Source organism: Amycolatopsis sp. MEPSY49, assembly GCF_051337345.1.
Lineage (GTDB): Bacteria > Actinomycetota > Actinomycetes > Mycobacteriales > Pseudonocardiaceae > Amycolatopsis.
In genome coordinates this window covers 69,157-86,164 of the sequence record NZ_JBDLYJ010000023.1, presented here as the reverse complement: position 1 = coordinate 86,164, position 17,008 = coordinate 69,157, and the positions used below count along the sequence as shown (strand labels likewise).

General features: G+C 70.3%; 13 protein-coding genes. 8 read left to right on the top strand and 5 right to left on the bottom strand.

The window, feature by feature from the left end; translation table 11 throughout:
• Nucleotides 1–97: 97 nt before the first annotated feature.
• The gene (locus ABFJ78_RS48405) at nucleotides 98–1,579 is read left to right on the top strand and encodes a glycoside hydrolase family 28 protein (RefSeq protein WP_436394367.1); all 1,482 of its coding nucleotides are present in this window, start codon (nucleotides 98–100) and stop codon (nucleotides 1,577–1,579) included.
• A gap of 55 nt (nucleotides 1,580–1,634) precedes the next feature.
• On the opposite strand, the gene ABFJ78_RS48400 is transcribed toward ABFJ78_RS48405, so the two are convergent.
• Complete coding sequence (locus tag ABFJ78_RS48400) at nucleotides 1,635–2,822, bottom strand: glycoside hydrolase family 88/105 protein (RefSeq protein WP_436394365.1); 1,188 nt, start codon at nucleotides 2,820–2,822, stop codon at nucleotides 1,635–1,637.
• A 397-nt stretch (nucleotides 2,823–3,219) separates the two neighbouring features.
• Here ABFJ78_RS48400 and ABFJ78_RS48395 point away from each other — a divergent pair, with 397 nt between their 5' ends.
• The gene (locus ABFJ78_RS48395) at nucleotides 3,220–4,992 is read left to right on the top strand and encodes a discoidin domain-containing protein (RefSeq protein WP_436394363.1); all 1,773 of its coding nucleotides are present in this window, start codon (nucleotides 3,220–3,222) and stop codon (nucleotides 4,990–4,992) included.
• On the opposite strand, the gene ABFJ78_RS48390 is transcribed toward ABFJ78_RS48395, so the two are convergent.
• Complete coding sequence (locus ABFJ78_RS48390) at nucleotides 4,971–6,203, bottom strand: MGH1-like glycoside hydrolase domain-containing protein (protein WP_436394361.1); 1,233 nt, start codon at nucleotides 6,201–6,203, stop codon at nucleotides 4,971–4,973. The two genes, ABFJ78_RS48395 and ABFJ78_RS48390, sit on opposite strands and share 22 nt — an antisense overlap.
• Before the next feature lie 59 nt (nucleotides 6,204–6,262).
• Between ABFJ78_RS48390 and ABFJ78_RS48385 the strand changes: the two genes are divergently transcribed.
• Together ABFJ78_RS48385 and ABFJ78_RS48380 are read left to right on the top strand one after the other, a co-directional pair.
• Complete coding sequence (locus ABFJ78_RS48385) at nucleotides 6,263–7,684, top strand: ROK family protein (protein ID WP_436394359.1); 1,422 nt, start codon at nucleotides 6,263–6,265, stop codon at nucleotides 7,682–7,684.
• 302 nt (nucleotides 7,685–7,986) lie between these two features.
• Nucleotides 7,987–9,918 carry a S53 family peptidase gene (locus tag ABFJ78_RS48380; protein WP_436394357.1) on the top strand — a complete coding sequence of 644 codons (1,932 nt, stop codon included), beginning with the start codon at nucleotides 7,987–7,989 and terminating at the stop codon, nucleotides 9,916–9,918.
• A 53-nt stretch (nucleotides 9,919–9,971) separates the two neighbouring features.
• Here ABFJ78_RS48380 and ABFJ78_RS48375 read toward each other — a convergent pair whose 3' ends face one another.
• Nucleotides 9,972–11,522: a sensor histidine kinase gene (locus ABFJ78_RS48375; RefSeq protein ID WP_436394395.1), complete on the bottom strand. Its 1,551-nt coding sequence runs from the start codon at nucleotides 11,520–11,522 to the stop codon at nucleotides 9,972–9,974.
• A gap of 148 nt (nucleotides 11,523–11,670) precedes the next feature.
• On the opposite strand from ABFJ78_RS48375, the gene ABFJ78_RS48370 reads away from it, so the two are divergent.
• From ABFJ78_RS48370 to ABFJ78_RS48360, 3 genes are read left to right on the top strand one after another with little or no spacing between them, the layout of a single operon-like run.
• Entirely contained in the window at nucleotides 11,671–13,032 is a 1,362-nt protein-coding gene (locus ABFJ78_RS48370) for a purine-cytosine permease family protein (protein ID WP_436394355.1), read from the top strand.
• Nucleotides 13,033–13,076: 44 nt separating this feature from the next.
• Nucleotides 13,077–13,748 carry an SDR family NAD(P)-dependent oxidoreductase gene (locus tag ABFJ78_RS48365; protein ID WP_436394353.1) on the top strand — a complete coding sequence of 224 codons (672 nt, stop codon included), beginning with the start codon at nucleotides 13,077–13,079 and terminating at the stop codon, nucleotides 13,746–13,748.
• Nucleotides 13,745–14,743: an S-adenosylmethionine:tRNA ribosyltransferase-isomerase gene (locus ABFJ78_RS48360; RefSeq protein WP_436394351.1), complete on the top strand. Its 999-nt coding sequence runs from the start codon at nucleotides 13,745–13,747 to the stop codon at nucleotides 14,741–14,743. Before ABFJ78_RS48365 ends, ABFJ78_RS48360 begins: the two co-directional genes overlap by 4 nt.
• A 180-nt stretch (nucleotides 14,744–14,923) precedes the next feature.
• Here the strand turns inward: ABFJ78_RS48360 and ABFJ78_RS48355 are convergent, their stop codons facing one another.
• Together ABFJ78_RS48355 and ABFJ78_RS48350 are read right to left on the bottom strand one after the other, a co-directional pair.
• A complete protein-coding gene (locus tag ABFJ78_RS48355; protein ID WP_436394349.1) occupies nucleotides 14,924–15,307 on the bottom strand; it encodes a hypothetical protein in 384 nt (127 codons plus the stop codon).
• A gap of 29 nt (nucleotides 15,308–15,336) precedes the next feature.
• Nucleotides 15,337–15,744, bottom strand: coding sequence for a hypothetical protein (locus ABFJ78_RS48350; RefSeq protein ID WP_436394347.1), 408 nt, complete (start codon nucleotides 15,742–15,744; stop codon nucleotides 15,337–15,339).
• Nucleotides 15,745–15,927: 183 nt separating this feature from the next.
• Between ABFJ78_RS48350 and ABFJ78_RS48345 the strand changes: the two genes are divergently transcribed.
• The gene (locus tag ABFJ78_RS48345; RefSeq protein ID WP_436394345.1) at nucleotides 15,928–16,989 is read left to right on the top strand and encodes an ABC transporter substrate-binding protein; all 1,062 of its coding nucleotides are present in this window, start codon (nucleotides 15,928–15,930) and stop codon (nucleotides 16,987–16,989) included.
• Nucleotides 16,990–17,008 lie beyond the last annotated feature (19 nt).

The window sequence follows — 17,008 nt, the reverse complement described above, 5'->3', positions numbered from 1 at the left end:
TTTCGGGTGATCTTGACACCCCGCTCGCGGCGCTCGTAGGCTGAGTGCTCCGCCGTCATGCCGAGTTTTTCCCGAATCCATGACAAGGCGGTTCCCCGTGAAAAGATTCCTGCTGATTTCGTGCGCGGTGGCGGGACTGGTGGTGGCCGGAGCCGGCGTCACCACCGCCGCGCCCGGCGGCGTTTACGACGTCAAGGACTACGGCGCCAAGGGAAACGGGTCGACGAACGATTCCGGTGCCATCGACAAGGCGATCACGGCCGCGAACGCGGCGGGCGGCGGCACGGTCCGGTTCACCTCCGGCACCTACAAGTCCGCCAACACCGTCCACCTGAAGAGCAACGTGACGATCCAGCTCGACGCCGGCGCGACGATCTCCGGGTCGAGCGCGGACAGTTACGACAAGCCCGAGTCCAACCCGAACGACGACTACCAGGACTACGGCCACAGCCACTTCCACAACGCGATGTTCTACGGCGACAAGCTGACGAACATCGGGTTCACCGGCGCCGGCACGATCGACGGCGGCGGCAACCTCATCACCGGCAACCCGAAGTCCGGCGAGGCCGACAAGATCATTTCGCTCACCCGCTGTGACGGGCTCACGCTGTCCGGGATCAAGCTGCGCCGCGGCGGGCACTTCGCGGCGCTGATCAACGGCTGCACGAACGTCGTCTCCGACCACCTGACGATCGACACGGCGAGCGACCGCGACGGCTGGAACATCATCAGCACGACGAACGTCACGATCACCAACGCGACCATCGCGGCGAACGACGACGCACTCGTGTTCAAGAGCGACTACGCGCTCGGCGCGAAACTGCCGAACGGGAACGTGACGGTGAACAACGCGAAACTGTCGGCCGTTTGCTGCAACGCGCTGATGTTCGGGTCCGAGACGTGCGGCGACTTCACCGGTTACCAGTTCTCGGACATCACGATCACCGGCGCGCACAAATCGGGCCTCGGCATCGTTTCGATGGACGGCGCGAAGATTTTCGACGTGCACTACCGCAACATCACGATGTCCGGCACGTACTCGCCGATCATGATGAAGATCGGCACGCGCAAGCGGTGCGGGAACAAGCCCGGCGTCGGCTCGATCAGCGGCATCACCTTCGACAACGTCACCGGCACGCACACGGGCACGAACTTCAGCCCGACGATCTGGGGCGCGGACGGTTCCCACCGCGTCTCCGACGTGACGTTCACCGGCGTCCACCTGAACGTCCCGGGTGGCAACGGCACCATGGGCACGGGCGTGCCGAGCAACGAGGCGACCGACTACAACCCGAAGAGCATCGGGACGCGGCCCTCGTACGGCTGGTACGTGCACTACGCGTCGGGCATCAGGTTCGTGGACAGCTCGGTCGAGTTCGCCAAGGACGACGGCCGCCCGGCGAGCATCGTGAACAACAGCTCCGACGTGATGTTCGACCACTTCACGGCGGAGAAGGGCAGCAAGAGCCCGTTCGACGTCGGCTTCCAGACAGTGACGGGGTACTGCCTCAAGGACTCGGCGACGACGTCGGGTTCGGCCCTGCGGGTGAACACCTCGGGCTCCAGCTCGAACTGCTGACACGAAGGGGCCCCGGCTCGAGAGCCGGGGCCCCTCCTGCGGCGCGCCTGCGTGGTCAGTGCGAGTACTGCTCGTTCATGATCAGGAACGCGCCCAGGCCGTGGAAGTCGTTCGTCTTGCGGGCCCGGGCGTAGTAGTAGGACAGGTCGCCGACGTTCGTGCCCTCGCAGATGTCGGTGATGTTCGTCAGCCCGTCCGAGCCGACGGACACCTTCTTCAGCACGCCGGCGTAGCCGCGGTCCGCCACCGCCTGGTACGACGACGGCAGGTAGCCGCGCTGGACGCCGCGAGCCATCGTGAACGTGTACATCGACGACGCCGACGTCTCCAGCCAGTTCTTCGAGTCGCCGCCGCGGTCGACGACCTGGTACCAGCGGCCGGTCGAGGCGTCCTGGTAGCGCTGGTAGCCCGCCGCCAGGAACTGGACGATCTCGATCAGCGCGGGCCGCCGCGGGTGGTTCGCCGGGAGCACTTCGAGGATGTCGATCGCCGCCATCCCGAACCAGCCGATCGCGCGGGCCCAGTGGTACTTCGAGTGGTGGCCGGCGCCGGACGCCCACGACTCGGAGCCGTCCTCGTCGTAGGCGTGGTACAGCAGGCCCTTCGCCGGTTCGCGCAGGTGGCTGAAGTAGGCGACGAGGTTCTTCGCCGCCTCCTCGAAGCAGTAGCCGCCGTCGCCGAACGCCGCGCCGTAGAGCGCGAGGAACGGCTGGGCCATGTAGACGCCGTCGCCCCACAGCTGGCCGACCTTGCTGGTGGCGTGGAACATGCCGCCGTCGGACGTGCGGGGGTAGGAGGGGAACCGCTTGCGCAGCTGGTCGGCCGCCGTCTTGTACTTCTTGCGGCCCGTTTCGGCGAACAGCAGCGGCAGCATCTGGCACGAGCGCATCGAGTCCAGGTTGCTGAAGCTGTTCGAGATCCCGCTGTCGGTGATGAAGCGGTCGTACCACACGACGATGTAGTCGAGGTACTTCTTCTCGCCGGTGCGCTTGTAGAAGAGGTACTGGCCGTAGAGGTACAGCCCGAGGGTGTAGCCCCAGCCGCCGATCTTGTCCGGCGTGTAGCGCTTCATCGTCGAGTCGATGACGGCGCGAGACCAGTCCGTCGGTGCATTCGCGCCGCCGATCGGGGGAAGCCGGTCCGCCGCGCGCGCGACGGGACCCGTCGCGGCCAGGGCGCCCAGCGCGCCCAGGGTGCCGGCCAGGACCGCGCGCCGGGTCGGGCGAAGGGGGTGCTCGGACATTCGACGTCCTTTCGTGCACGGGCCCCGGTGAGCGGGCAGTTCCCCGAGGGGGCACCTCCTCGAAGGTGCCCCCTCGTGAAGAAGGTGGCCGGGATGCCGATCCGCCGTCCGTCGGCATCCCGACCGGCTCTGGGGTGGGGGCGCGGCGTGCTGCCCTGGTCGCCGGAGCGGTGGGGGAGAGCGAAAGCGCTCTCTGGGGAAACATCTACTCGCCCCCGGGACGTCGAGTCAAGAGAGATCGGATCTCTCGTGTCATATATCAGATATTTAACCCGAACGGCCGTAGTCGCGATGTACCGGCCGCTGGGACTGCGTGAAAAGGTCGGATCTCAGTATTGACCGCGCCTTCGAACCAGGAGTACACCACCGAGTGGACCAGACCACTGGGAGGTCGTTCATGTCAGCCAAGTTCCTGCGCCGGGTCTTCGCCGCGTGCGCTTCGCTGCTGGTAGTGGCCGGGCTCGCCGCGGCGCCGGCGGCGGCCGACCTGCAGAAGCCGTCCCAGCAGTGGCTGCGCGACAGCCAGGCGGGCCTGTTCCTGCACTGGGGCATGCGCACGTCACCCGGCTACACCAGTTGCAGCGCCTGGGAAAAGGCGATCACCGACGGCGGGTGGAGTCCCGCCTACTGGGTCACCGAAGCCAAGAAGCTGCACGCGTCGTACCTCGTGCTGGCGTCGTTCCACAGCCGGCTCGGCTACTCGCGGGCCTGGCCGTCGAAGATCCCGGGCAGCTGCACCACCAAGCGGGACTTCCTCGGCGAGCTGATCGCGGCGGCGAAACCCCAGGGCCTGAAGGTCATCCTGTACATGACCAACGACGCCCAGTGGCACGACGAGGGCGGCCACGAGTGGCTCGACTCGGCCGGCTACTCGAAGTACAAGGGCAAGACCGTCAACCTCGACAGCCAGGACGGCTTCGGCCAGTTCAGCTACGACAACTTCTTCGAGGTGATGAAGAACTACCCCGACCTCGCCGGGTTCTGGATCGACAACGACAACGCGTACTGGGAGTCGCACGACCTCTACCGGCAGATCTACCAGCAGCGACCCGACTACCTGCTGAGCAACAACAACGAAGACACGCCGATCATGGACACGATCAGCAACGAGCAGAAGACCGGCATGTCGCCGGCGTACGACTACCCGCAGGCGACCTACACGGCGATGCCGCGGCTCACCGAGGCGTGCTTCAAGCTGCCCGACACCGGCTCGTGGTGGTACGGCGGTTCGAACTCGGCGGTGAACAAGGCGCTCAACATCGGCCGGCTGGTGACGAACTCGGGGTCGTCGATCAAGTCCCTGATGGCCGAGACGGCGATGGTGAACGGGAAGTTCCCGTCGAACCAGGAGGCGTTCAACAACTTCGCCGCCGGATTCCTCGACGGGATCTGGGAATCGCTCGGTGGCACCGAAGGTGCCGGGTACATGTACGGCGGCATGCAGCCGGGCTTCTGGAACGACGGCGCCCACGGCGTCATCACCATCAAGGGCGCGACGCAGTACGTGCACGTCCTGACCAAGCCGTCGGGCAGCACCCTGAAGATCCGCGACAACGGCTACCGCGTCTCGAAGGTGACGAACCTCCGCACCGGCGCGGCGATCTCCTTCGGCCAGGGCGGCGGCAGCCTGACCCTGACGGGACTGTCCGGATGGGACACCTACGACACGGTGTTCAAGGTCGAGACGGCCGGCCGCACGGGCACGTACGACCCGAAGACCGTGACGCTCAAGGCGAGCGCGTCCGCGAGCGGACACAGTGGACAGTCGGCGAGCGACGGCGACTACCTGACGTACTTCGACAACAACAAGACCCTGCCGGTGAACCTCGACTACGACCTCGGGTCGGCGAAGAAGGTCCAGTACCTCGGCGTCAACCAGCGCGAGGATTCGGTCAGCTACGCGCGGTCGGACAGCGAGCAGTCGGCGCGGATCAAGGCGTACAAGGTGTACGTGTCGGACGACGGCAAGAACTGGGGGAGCGCGGTGAAGTCCGGAACGCTCCCGAGCCACCGCGGCGTCCAGTTCGTCGACCTGACCGCGGTGACGGCGAGGTACGTCCGCCTGCAGGTGACGAGCACGTACGCGGCGTCGAGCGACAGCACGCGGTACAAGCGCCTGCGGATCGACGAGACCTGGCTGGGTTCGGACTACGCGACCGCGGCGGGCTGAGCCACCAGGTCCAGGGTCAGCGCGGCGGTCCAGCCGAACGACCGGGCCCCGTGCCCGGCGCCGGTCAACGGGTCCACGTACTCGGCGAAGTCCGTCCGCAGCGCGGTTTCGACGAGGTCGGCTCCCAGCCGCGAGGCCAAGGCGTGCTCGCCGTGGTGCAGCAGTCCCTGCCGGACCAGCCAGCCGACGTTCGCCCACGACGGGCCGCGCCAGTAGCGGCCCGGGTCGAACGTCGGCGCGGTCAGGTCGTGGCTCGGGACGCCGTGCACGCGCCCGAGCCGGAACCGCGGCCCGGTGGCCGTCGCCAGCAGTGCCGGGGCGACGGCCAGGTCGGGCAGCAGCAGCGGCAGCAGGCCCGCGCACGTGTATTCGGGCAGCCGCAGGCCGGTGCGGACGTCACGGGCGAAGAAGAAGTCGTTGTCCCACAGCGTTTCCTGCATGGCCTTCGCGACGCGCGCGGCGGACTCGCGGTGCGTGGCGGCGGCCGCGGGCAGGCCCAGCTCGCCGGCGATCTCGGCCAGCGCCAGCTCGGCGTCGGCCAGCAGCGCGTTGAAGCCCGGGTCTTCGACGACGAACTCGCCGAACCCTTCGTAGCCGTGGTCCCGGTAGTCCGCCGCGAGCCGGACGTACCGGCCGTAGTCCTCGTCGCTCGGGCGGTCGGCGGCGGCGCCGTGCTCCAGGTCGCGGCGGACGAACCCGGTCGACGGCGTGACGCGCGAGAGCGGGCCGTCCCAGGCCGGGCTGTTGTCCATCCCGGACTCCCACGGGTGCACGATCGCCGCCAGCCCGCGCCCGCCGGCGTCCCGGTGGGTTCGGAGGTACTCGTGCCAGGCCCGCAGCTTCGGGTACAGCGTGGCGAGGAACGTGCGGTCGGGCTCGGCCTGGTGCACCGCGAGCACGGCCCGCGCGTGCACCGGCGGCTGGACCAGCCCCGACGTCCGCCCGGCGCGCCAGAACGCCGGGCCGGGGAAGTACGCCTCGGCCGGGGTGTCCGGGTTGAAGAGGATGTGCGGGACGCGGCCGTCGCGCCACTGCGCGGAGAACAGCGTCAGCAGCTCGCGGCGGGCCCGCGCGGGTGCGGAGTGGCGCAGGCCGATGGCGATGAAGGCCGAGTCCCAGCTCCACTGGTGCGGGTAGAGCGAGCGCGAGGGCACGGTCGACGAGCCGAGCCAGTTGCCGTCCAGGACCGCCGCGGCTCGTGTTACATCCATATGTCCAATCTATCTCCGACTTGTGTATTGTCAATGGACAAAAGTTCGGGAGGGGCGTGATGTCGGCGAGTGCCGGGGAGCTGCTGCAACTGGTCCGGAGTGAGCGGGCGACGACCCGGAAAGCGCTCCTGACCAGCACAGGGCTGTCGCGCACGACGCTCACGGCCCGGCTGGACCAGCTCCTCGGCGCGGGCTTGCTGGCCGAGGGGGGCCACGAGGACTCGACCGGCGGCCGCCCGGCGCGGCAGCTGCGGTTCGACGACGAGCACGCGGTGGTCCTCGCGGCGAGCATCGACACGATGCACGCCGAAGCAGCGGTGACCGACCTGGCGGGACGGCGGCTGGCTCACCGTGAGGGCGAGTTGCGTGTCGCCGACGGGCCGGAGGCCGTGCTCGACCGGATCGCGGAGTGGTTCGAGTCGATGCTGGCGGAACTGGGATCGCTTCAGGGCGACCATCGCGGGCACCCGCCCGCCGGACCGCGGCCGCCGGGGCAGTCGCCCGGCCGGCCGGGTGGCGCGGCGGAGGCCGTACCGGGCTCAGTCGGCCAACCGCGCGACACTGCGGCAGCCAACCCCGGCCCGGCCGGCCGGCCGCGCGACACCGCGGCAGCCAACCCCGGCCCGGCGGCCCGGCCGGGCGGCGCAGCCGCGGCCGAACCCGGCTCAACCGGCAGGCTGCGCGGCACTGCGGCAGCCAAGCCCGGCCAGGCCGGCGGCCCTCCGGTGTGCGGCATCGGCATCTCCGTACCCGGCCCGGTCGAGCCAGGCCGCACCAGCGTCACCCAGCCGCCGATCATGCCCGGCTGGGACGGCTACCCCATCGACACCCACCTGGGCCCGCGGTTCGGCGCCCCGGTGCTGGTCGACAACGACGCCAACCTGATGGCCCTGGGCGAGCACCGCGCCCGCTACCCGGACTCCGAAGCCCTCGTGGTCGTCAAGGTGTCCACCGGCATCGGCGCGGGGCTGGTGATCGGCGGCGAGGTCTACCGCGGCATCGACGGCGGCGCCGGCGACATCGGGCACGTCCGCCTGCCGGGCCACCCGGACGCGCGCTGCCTGTGCGGCTCGACGGGCTGCCTCGCGGCGGTCGCCGGCGGCGGCGCGCTCGCCGCGCGGCTGACCGGACTCGGCCTGCCGACGACGTCGGGCTCGGGCGTCCGCGAGCGGATCCTGGCCGGCGAACCGGCCGCCGTGCGCCTGGCCGAAGAGGCCGGCCGACAGGTGGGCGAGGTCCTGGCGACGCTGGTCTGCGTGGTCAACCCGGGCGTCCTGGTGGTGGCGGGCGACCTCGCCGAGCCGCATTTCGTCGCCGGCGTCCGGGAAGTGCTCTACCGGCGGGCGCTGCCGCGCTCGACGCGGAACCTGCGCGTCGAAATCGGCGGGCGCGGCGAGGCGCTCGGCGGCGCGGTGGCGATGGTCGTCGAGTCGGTGTTTTCCCCGGCCGCGGTGGACCAACGGCTGGCAGCGCGCGCCTGACGGCCGAACTACCGCCGTCCCCGGACTGTCCGGTGTGGACGGAGCACCCTACTTTGGTAGGTGGCAGAGGGCGAACCCGCGTGTTCCGCGGTACGGCCACGAACCGGACGTACCTCGCATACAAACTCATTCCTCGCGTTTTCCGGCCGACAAATCGGATTTCCGTACCACGCGCCGAGGCGAGTGAATTCGCGACCAGATAACGGTTCCGCAAGCACTTCCCCGCGAGCGGAACACCGATCTAGTCTCGTCCGGTGTTCCAGGCCCATTTCTGGGGGCCGCTTTCGAAGAGGGAGATTTCTGTGCGAAGAAGCTCCACCCTGCTCCTTTCGCTCGCGGTGGTGGGTGGCCTGACCGGCGCCCTGCCGGCCACGGCGTCCGCGCAGGGGCGTCAGGACATTCCGCAGTCGCACCCGTTGTGGGCGAACGCGCAGGCGAAGGTCGCCGACACGGCGCCCGCGTCGAAGCTGAGCTTCCGGGTTTACCTGAACCAGCGCGACAACGCCGGTGCCGAAGCGCTGGCCCAGGCCGTGTCCGATCCGGACAGCAGGACCTACCGCCAGTACCTCAGCCCGGACCAGGTGCGCGACCGCTTCGCCGCCAGCGACGCGACGGTGAACGCCGTCAAGGCGTGGCTGACCGGCAGCGGGTTCAGCATCGGCGACATCCCGTCGAACCGCGCCTACGTCGAGGCCACCGGCACCGCCGACCAGACGCAGAAGGCGTTCGACGTCAAGCTGGCCAAGTACAAGGTCAAGGGCCAGACCCTCCGGGCCGCCGACAAGAACCTGTCGGTGCCGGCCAACCTGGCGAACGACGTCCTCGGCGTCGTCGGTGTCGACCAGGCGACCAACCTGTTCAAGCCGGACCACGCGACCGGTGCCGCGACGCCGGCCGACGTCCCGCCCGGCCCCGGCTTCCGCAACGCGCGGCCCTGCAGCGCCTACTACGGCGAGAAGATCGACACCACCGATCCCGCCTACAACGGCCAGCACCTGCCGTACGCGCCCTGCGGCTACACCCCCGCGCAGCTGCGGTCGGCCTACGGCGTCGACAAGGTCGGCGCGGACGGCAAGGGCACCACGATCGCCATTGTGGACGCGTTCGCCTCGCCGACCATCTATTCCGACGCCAGCACGTACGCCAAGAAGAACGACCCGGCGCACCCGCTGAAGGCGAGCCAGTTCAAGCAGCACGTCTTCCCGGCGAACCCGGTCCTCGAGCCGCCGGACCAGTGCGACGCGGCGGGCTGGTACGGCGAGGAGACCCTCGACGTCGAGGCCGCCCACGGTCTCGCGCCGGGCGCCGACATCCTGTACGTCGGCGGCGAGTCTTGTGAGGACAACGCCCTCGACGTGGCGCTGAACTACGTGATCGCCGGCCACAAGGCCGACATCGTGTCGAACTCCTACGGCGACACCGGCGAGGACATCCCGGCCGACGAGGTCAAGGTGTTCAACCAGATCTCGCTGCAGGCGGTGCTCGAGGGCATCGGCGTCTACTTCTCCTCGGGCGACAACGGTGACGAGGTCGCGCGTCTCGGCACGCCGTCGCCGGACTTCTCCGCCTCGGCGCCGTGGATCACCGCGGTCGGCGGTACGTCCATCGCGATCGGCAAGGACGGCAAGCGGATCTTCGAGACCGGCTGGGAGACCAGCAAGTCGACGCTGACCAACGGCGTCTACGGCCCCGCCGCCTACACCAGCGGTTCCGGCGGCGGCACCAGCCGCCTGTTCGAGCAGCCCTTCTACCAGAAGGGCGTCGTGCCGGACGCGCTGTCGACGAAGAACCAGGTCGGCCACAAGAAGGGCCGGGTCGTCCCGGACATCTCCGCGGTCGGCGACCCGAACACCGGCTTCCTGGTCGGCCAGACGCAGACCTTCCCGGACGGCGCCTACTACGACCAGTACCGGATCGGCGGCACGAGCCTCGCGTCGCCGGTGTTCGCCGGCATCATGGCCGTGGCCGACAGCTTCGACCACTTCCACCACGGCTTCATCAACCCCGTGATCTACAAGCTGACCTCCCGCACCGCGGCGATCAGCGACGTGAAGCACGTGGACGCCGCGGTGGAGCGCGTCGACTACGCGAACTCGGTCGACGCTTCGGACGGTCTGCTCACCTCGGTGCGCACGCTCGACTACCAGGGCCTGACCATCCACACCACCCCCGGCTACGACGACGTGACGGGTCTCGGCACGCCCAACGGGCTGCTGTTCCTGCTGCTCGTCTAGTTCGAAGTCCGTGAAGGCCTCCTTACCGGCGTTTTCGTCCGGTAAGGAGGCCTTCACGGCTTTTCGCCGACCAGGGGGATGACCGCGCTCACCGCGGTGCCGCCGTCGTCGCTGACCACGGAGAGTTCGCCGCCGAGCGCCTGGACGCGGTCCCGCAGGCCCGCCAGGCCCGTGCCGCCCTCGATGTCCGCGCCGCCGACGCCGATGTCGGTGACGGCCACCCGCAGTTCGTCGCCCTCGACCGCGATCCGCACGTTCACGTGGTCGGTCTGCGCGTGCTTCATCGCGTTCGTCAACGCCTCCGACGTCACGAAGTACGCCGTCGCCTCGACCGCCGAGTCCAGCCGGGGCACCGTGCCGACCGTCAGGGCCACCTCCATCGGGATGCGGTCGGCCAGCGACCGGACCGCCGCGACCAGCCCCGCCTCCGTCAGGATCGCCGGGCGGATGCCGCGGGCGAGCTCGCGCAGCTCGGTGATCGCCGTCTGCAGTTCGTCGACCGTGCCGGACAGCAGTGCCCGGACCTCGGCCGGCAGCGACGCGCCGTACCGGCGGCCGGCCATCCGCAGCAGCAGCACGACGCTCACGAGCCGCTGCTGGGCGCCGTCGTGCAGGTCGCGCTCCAGGCGGCGGCGCTCCTCGTCGCCGGCCGCGACGAGCCGCGCGCGCGACGCCCGCACCTCGGCCAGCCGCTGCTCCAGCTCGGCGGTGAGCCGCTGGTTGTCGAGCACGAGCCCGGCGGCCGCGTTGAGCGCGTCGATCGAGCGGCTGTCCTTCCACACCTCGTCGTCCTGCACCAGCGCCGCCAGCCCGGTGCCGTCGCGCTCCAGCAGCAGCCGGATCATCTCGGCGTTCCCGACGCGGGCGCGCAGCACACCGGCCAGGAAAGCCAGCGGCCACAGGCAGAACAGGACCCGGTAGACCTGCAACAGCGGGTCGGACAGCGGATGGCCGTCGCCGAGCGCGGTCCCGGCGCCGGACGCGAGCGCGCCGAACAACGCGATCGCGATCACCGGGGAGAGCAGCCGCCGCTGCGGCAGCTGCCCGGTCAGCCACCGGTAGAGGAGCACGACGATCACGCCGGCGCTGATGGCCGTGGCCGCGAGCTCCAGCACGCGGTCGGCGAACACGCCGCTCGCCGGGTCGGCCGAGACCGCCAGCAGGTCGCGCGGGTCGTCGCTGACCAGGAGCCCGAGCACGCCCAGCGCGAACACCACGAGGTAGGCCGACGCGACGAGCAGCCGTTCCCACCGCGACCGGAGCCTGCCGTGCGGGAACGCGAGCACGAGGTGCGCGATCACCGGGCTGGACGCGGCGCGCAGCGGCACGGCGATCGTGTACAGCACCGGACTGCGCGTGAACTGCAGGTCTTCGAGGAAGACCGCGACCCCGGCGAGCGCGATGAGCACGCCGATCGGGTTGGCCGGGCGCCGCACGTGCGCGACGGCGCCGGCGAGCAGGAACAGGAACCCGGTCGCGGTGCTGAGCGCCGTGTCGAGCGCGGAGTGGCTGCCTTCGCCCGCCTTCAGGGTCAACGCCGTGACGCCGAGCGCGAAACCGGCGGCCAGCAGGCCGGTCATCGCCAGTGTCCGCGGATGCTGCACCACGCAACCCTCCCGGTGTGCCTCGCCGGGCAATCCTGGCGGCTATGAGGAGCGGTCCGGCAGCGGCTAACCGTGATTCGCCCGTTCGGGCCGTCGCGTTACACCACGCGGGCGCGCTTTAGGGTGATCCGCGGACAGGAGGCAGCACATGAGCGGACTGGGTGCCGAGGTCTTCGGCGGGCGGATGCCCACCGGCGGCCGTGACCTGGCGATCGAAACCCACGGCATCAAACCGGTGCCGGAGGGCAACCGGTTCGGGCGGCCGTGGCGGCTGTTCAGCGTGTGGTTCGCGCCGAACCTGACGATGACGGCGGTGTTCACCGGCACGCTCGCCGCGTCGCTCGGCCTCGGGTTCTGGACCGGCCTGGCCGCGATGCTCGCCGGCACCGTGCTGGGGTCGCTGCCGGTGGCGTACCTGTCGACGTGGGGGCCGCGCACCGGCACCGGCCAGCTGCCCCTGGCCCGGCTGCCCTTCGGCGGCGGAGTCGTGCTGCCGGGACTCGTCCAGTGGCTCGGCTCGATCGCCTGGGACGCGCTGGTCGGCCTGTTCGGCGGCGAGGCGCTTTCCGAGCTGACCGGGCTGCCGTTCTGGGCCGCGGTGCTGATCGTGCTGGTGCTGCAGTGCGCCCTCGGCGTGTTCGGCTACGCGCTGATCCACCGCGTGCAGGCGGTGATGAGCGTGCTGCTGGTGCTCGCGTTCGCCGCGCTGGCCGTGAAAGTCCTTTCCGGACACCCGATCGCGTTGGCTGACACGGCTTCGGGCGCCGACCTGGCCGGCGGGGTCGTCCTGTTCACGACGATCACCCTGTCGCTGGCGATCTCCTGGGCGCCGTACGCGTCGGACTTCAGCCGGTACCTGCCGGTTTCGACGTCGTCGCGCAGCGTCTTTTGGGCGACGCTGCTCGGCCTGGTCGCTTCGTACGCGATCGGCGAGAGCCTCGGGCTGGCGCTGGGGTCGTCGCTGGGCGACCAGACGGCGGCCGGCGTCGCGCACCTGCTCGGCGGCGGGTTCCTGGGCGCGCTGGCGCTGGCGGTGATCGCGCTCGCGGCGGTGTCGTCGAACGCGATGAACGACTACAGCGGCTCGCTCGCCCTCCAGACGGTCGGCGTCCGGCTGCGGCGCCCGGTGTCGGCGGTGGTCGTCACGGTGCTGGCGTTCGGGCTGATCCTTTGGATGCACAGCGGCGACCTGTCGGCGAAGTTCGAGAACGTCCTGCTGTTCGTGAGCTACTGGATCCCGCCGTTCCTCGGCGTCGTCGTCCCGGACTGGCTGGCGCGCACCCGCGGCGGGCATCGGGTGGACGTCCTGGCGTCGACGTCCGCGCGGCCGTGGGCGGCGCTGGTGGCGTTCGTGGTGGGCTTCGGCGCGGCGGTGCCGTTCATGAACACGTCCCTCTACACGGGACCGGTCGCGGCGGCGCTGCACGGCGCGGACCTCGCGTACTACGTCGGGCTGGTCGTTTCGCTGGCAGCGTATTTCCTGCTCCGCCGCCGCGTTGACCTCAAGTAATGTAGAGGGTTGACGATGGTGTGGTACCCCTCGAAGGAGGAACCATGCCAACCGCACTCGTCACCGGAGCATCCGCGGGCCTGGGCCGCGCCCTCGCCGCCGCCCTGGTGAGTCGCAAGTGGACGGTCATCGGCGACGGCCGGGACGCGGCCGCGCTTTCGGCTGCCGCCGGGGAGATCGGCTTCACGGCCGTTCCCGGCGACGTCGCCGACCCGGCCCACCGCGCGTCGCTCGCCGCCGCTTGTCCGTCACTCGACCTGCTCGTCAACAACGCCAGTTCCCTGGGTGTCAGCCCGCTGCCGCCGCTTTCGCGCTATCCCTTGGCGGAACTGGAAAACGTCTACCGCGTCAACGTGTTCGCGCCGTTGGCGTTGGCGCAGTTGCTGCTGCCCGCATTGACGGCGGCGCGCGGCACGGTCATCGACATCAGCTCGGACGCGGCGGTCGAAGCGTACGAGGGCTGGGGAGGTTACGGCTCGGCGAAGGCGGCGCTCGACCAGCTGACGGCGGTGCTGGGCGTGGAGAACCCGGAGCTGGCGGTGTACGCGGTCGACCCGGGCGACCTGCGCACGGAGATGCACCAGCGAGCGTTCCCGGGCGAGGACATCTCGGACCGGCCGCTGCCGTCGACGGCGGTCCCGGCGTTCCTGCGGCTGCTGGACGAGCGCCCGCCGAGCGGCCGCTACCGCGCGGCGGACCTGCTGGTGCCGGCATGAACATCCGGTTCGACCTGCCCTCGGAGCTGTCGGCATCGGCGCCACCGGAGTCCCGCGGCCTCGCGCGCGACGGGGTCCGCTTGCTGGTGGCCTCGCCGGCGGGCGTCCACCATTCGGTGTTCTCGTCGTTGGGCTCGTTCTTGCGGCCGGGCGACTTGCTGGTGGTGAACACCTCGGGAACCCTCCCGGCGGCGGTGGACGCCGTCCGCGACGGACGTCCGATAGCGGTCCACTTCTCGACGTCGCTCGACGACGGTTCCTGGATCGTCGAGCTGCGCGCTCCGCATGGCCCGTTGCTGGACGGTCGCGCGGGAGAGCGGGTGTCGTTGCCCGGCGGCGCGTCGCTGACTTTGGTGGCCCCGTTCGCCCCGGATTCCCGGCGGCTGTGGCAGGCGACAGTGTCGGTGCCGGTCCCGGGCCTCCTGGCGGAGCTGGGCCGGCCGATCCGCTACGGGTACGTGCCGGGCGAGTGGCCGCTGTCGGATTACCAGACGGTGTTCGCCCGCGAGCCGGGAAGCGCGGAGATGCCCTCGGCGGCGCGGCCGTTCACGTCGTCGTTGGTGACGCGGCTGGTCACGGACGGGGTGCTGTTCGCGCCGCTGGTGCTGCACACGGGGGTGTCGTCACCGGAAGCGGGCGAGCCACCACAGGCGGAGAGGTACCGGGTGCCGGCTCCGACGTCGGCTTTGGTGTCCTGGGTCCGATCACAAGGGGGCCGGGTGATCGCGGTGGGAACGACGGCGGCGCGGGCGTTGGAGTCTTCGGTCCAGCTCGGTGCGGCTTCGGGGTGGACGAATCTGGTGCTGGGCCCGGACCGTCCGGCCAGGGTGGTGGACGGCATCGTGACGGGCCTGCACGCGCCGGACGCGTCGCATTTGCTGCTGCTGGAGGCGGTGGCGGGCCGCGAGCTGGTCCAGCGCGCGTACGACGCGGCGGTGCAGCGCCGGTACCTGTGGCACGAGTTCGGCGACGTGTCGTTGCTCCTGCGCCGCTGACCCGCCGCCCCCACAAGACCCACACAAGACCCCGCCCTCCCTGGGGGCCTGCCCGCTTCCAGCGTATCGGGGTGGTCCGACAGAAACAGGGCTGAAACCACAGCCCGGGCGGGCTCATCCACATCACGCCCGGGCTGTGGACAACTCGACAGCCAGCCAGCCAGCCAGCCAGCCAGCCAGCTAGTTCCGGGCCTCAGTACGCCGCCGCGAGCGCAGCAACCCCGCGACCGCCACGACAGCGATCCCGAACCCGACCCCGGTAACCACCGAAGCCACCAAACTCGCGCTGGCGGTGGCCAACCCGAAAGCCCCACCCAGGTAAACCGGGATACTCACCGCCACCGGCAGCCAGTTCCGCAATGCGAAAGCGCGGTCCGACGCCACCCAAAGCACCAGCGTCACCGCCGCCCCGGTCAGCACCGGGATCGCCCACACCACCAGGCTCGTCACCGCGTCCATGCCGAGTGACCCGAACCACTCGAACGTCGCCTGGCCCATCCCGATGAACAGCACGACCAGCGCCACGCGGACGCCGGTGGCTCCCTGGCCCCGTCGGCTCGTCATGTCCCCTCCCGAATCCGTCGTCACTCCTATCACGTTCGGGTGACAGGGGAGGTTGCCTCCGTGCGCCGGACGGTACGCCACCGCACCGCGGCGACCAGCAGGAAGATCGCCAGCGGAACTGCCATGAAGACGAGCACGAAAGTGTGACCCCGGGACGCCGACCCGGTGACCAGGCCGGACAGCCCGAGGACGGCGGCCGGGGCCGTCGCGCCGAGCAGCGGAACCTCCCGGCCGGCCGGGCGCTTCCCCGTGCGCCACCAGTACAGGACGCCGCCGGCCAGGCCGAGCAGGCCCAGGCCGGCGACCAGCACCACGGCCGGCCACTCGCCCACGCCGAGCGTGGTCAGCCAGTCGGCGCCGATCGGCCCGAGGGCGCAGCCCGCCCACACCGCGAGCGACACCATGACCGTGAGCCGGATGTCCGCGACCGTCTTCATCCATTCCCCCTGAGAGTCGTCGAGGGCATCACGCGCGAGCGGGCCGGATGGTTGCCCATAGGCGCACTCCGAGACCGATGTCAAGGAATCTCAGCCGATTTCCCGGGATGCGGATGGCTATGCGCCTTAGTGGGTGACCGTGCGAACCTCGCCCCGACACCGACCCCGAAAGGCGACGCCGACGTGCGCACCCACCGCAGAACCCCCCGCTTCCTGGCCTCGGCGCTGGCCGTCCTGACCGTCGTGGGCGTGCTCGCGGGCTGTTCCCGTGCCGACAGCACCACCGGCCCGGCCGCGAACCAGGGGACCGCCGCCGAAGTGCGGCTCGGCTTCTTCCCGAACGTCACGCACGCGCCCGCACTGATCGGCGTCAAGAAGGACTTCTTCAAGCAGGAGCTGGGCTCGACCAAGCTCACCACCCAGACCTTCAACGCCGGCCCCGAAGAGGTCAACGCGCTGCTCGGCGGCTCGCTCGACATCGCCTTCATCGGCTCCGGACCGGCGATCAACGCCTTCACCAAGTCCAAGGGCACCATCCAGCTGGTCTCGGGCGCCGTCTCGGGCGGCGCGCAGCTCGTCGTCAAGCCGGACATCACCAGCGTCGAGGGGCTCAAGGGCAAGACCATCGCGACGCCGCAGCTGGCCAACACCCAGGACGTCGCGCTCAAGAAGTTCCTCGCCGGCAAGCAGCTGACCGACCAGGTGAAGATCACCAACCTGGACAACTCGAAGACGCTCGACGCCTTCAAGAAGGGCGAGCTCGACGGCGGCTGGCTGCCGGAGCCGTGGTCGTCGCGGCTGGTGCTCGACGCCGGCGCGAAGGTCCTCGTCGACGAGAAGACCCTGTGGCCGGACGGCCGCTTCCCGACCACCGTCGTCATCGTGCGCAGCGAGTTCCTGCAGCAGCACCCGGACACCGTCAAGGCGGTCCTGCAGGGCCAGCTGGCCGCGATCGACTGGGCGAAGGCCAACCCCGCGGACGCGAAAACCGTGGTCAACGGCGCCCTCAAGGAGCTCGCCGGCAGTACGCTCAGCCCGGCGGTCCTGGACCGCGCGTTCTCCGGCATCGAGCTGACCACGGACCCCGTCGCGAACGAGTTCCCGCAGCTCGCGCAGGACTCGGTGACCGCCGGCGTGGTGAAGTCGGCCGTGGCGCTGAAGGGCTTCGCCGACTTCGGCCCGCTGAACGAGGTGCTCAAGGCCAAGAACCTGCCGGCCGTCGAAGCCCCCGAACTGACCAAGTGATCCGGAGAGGCAGCCAGCG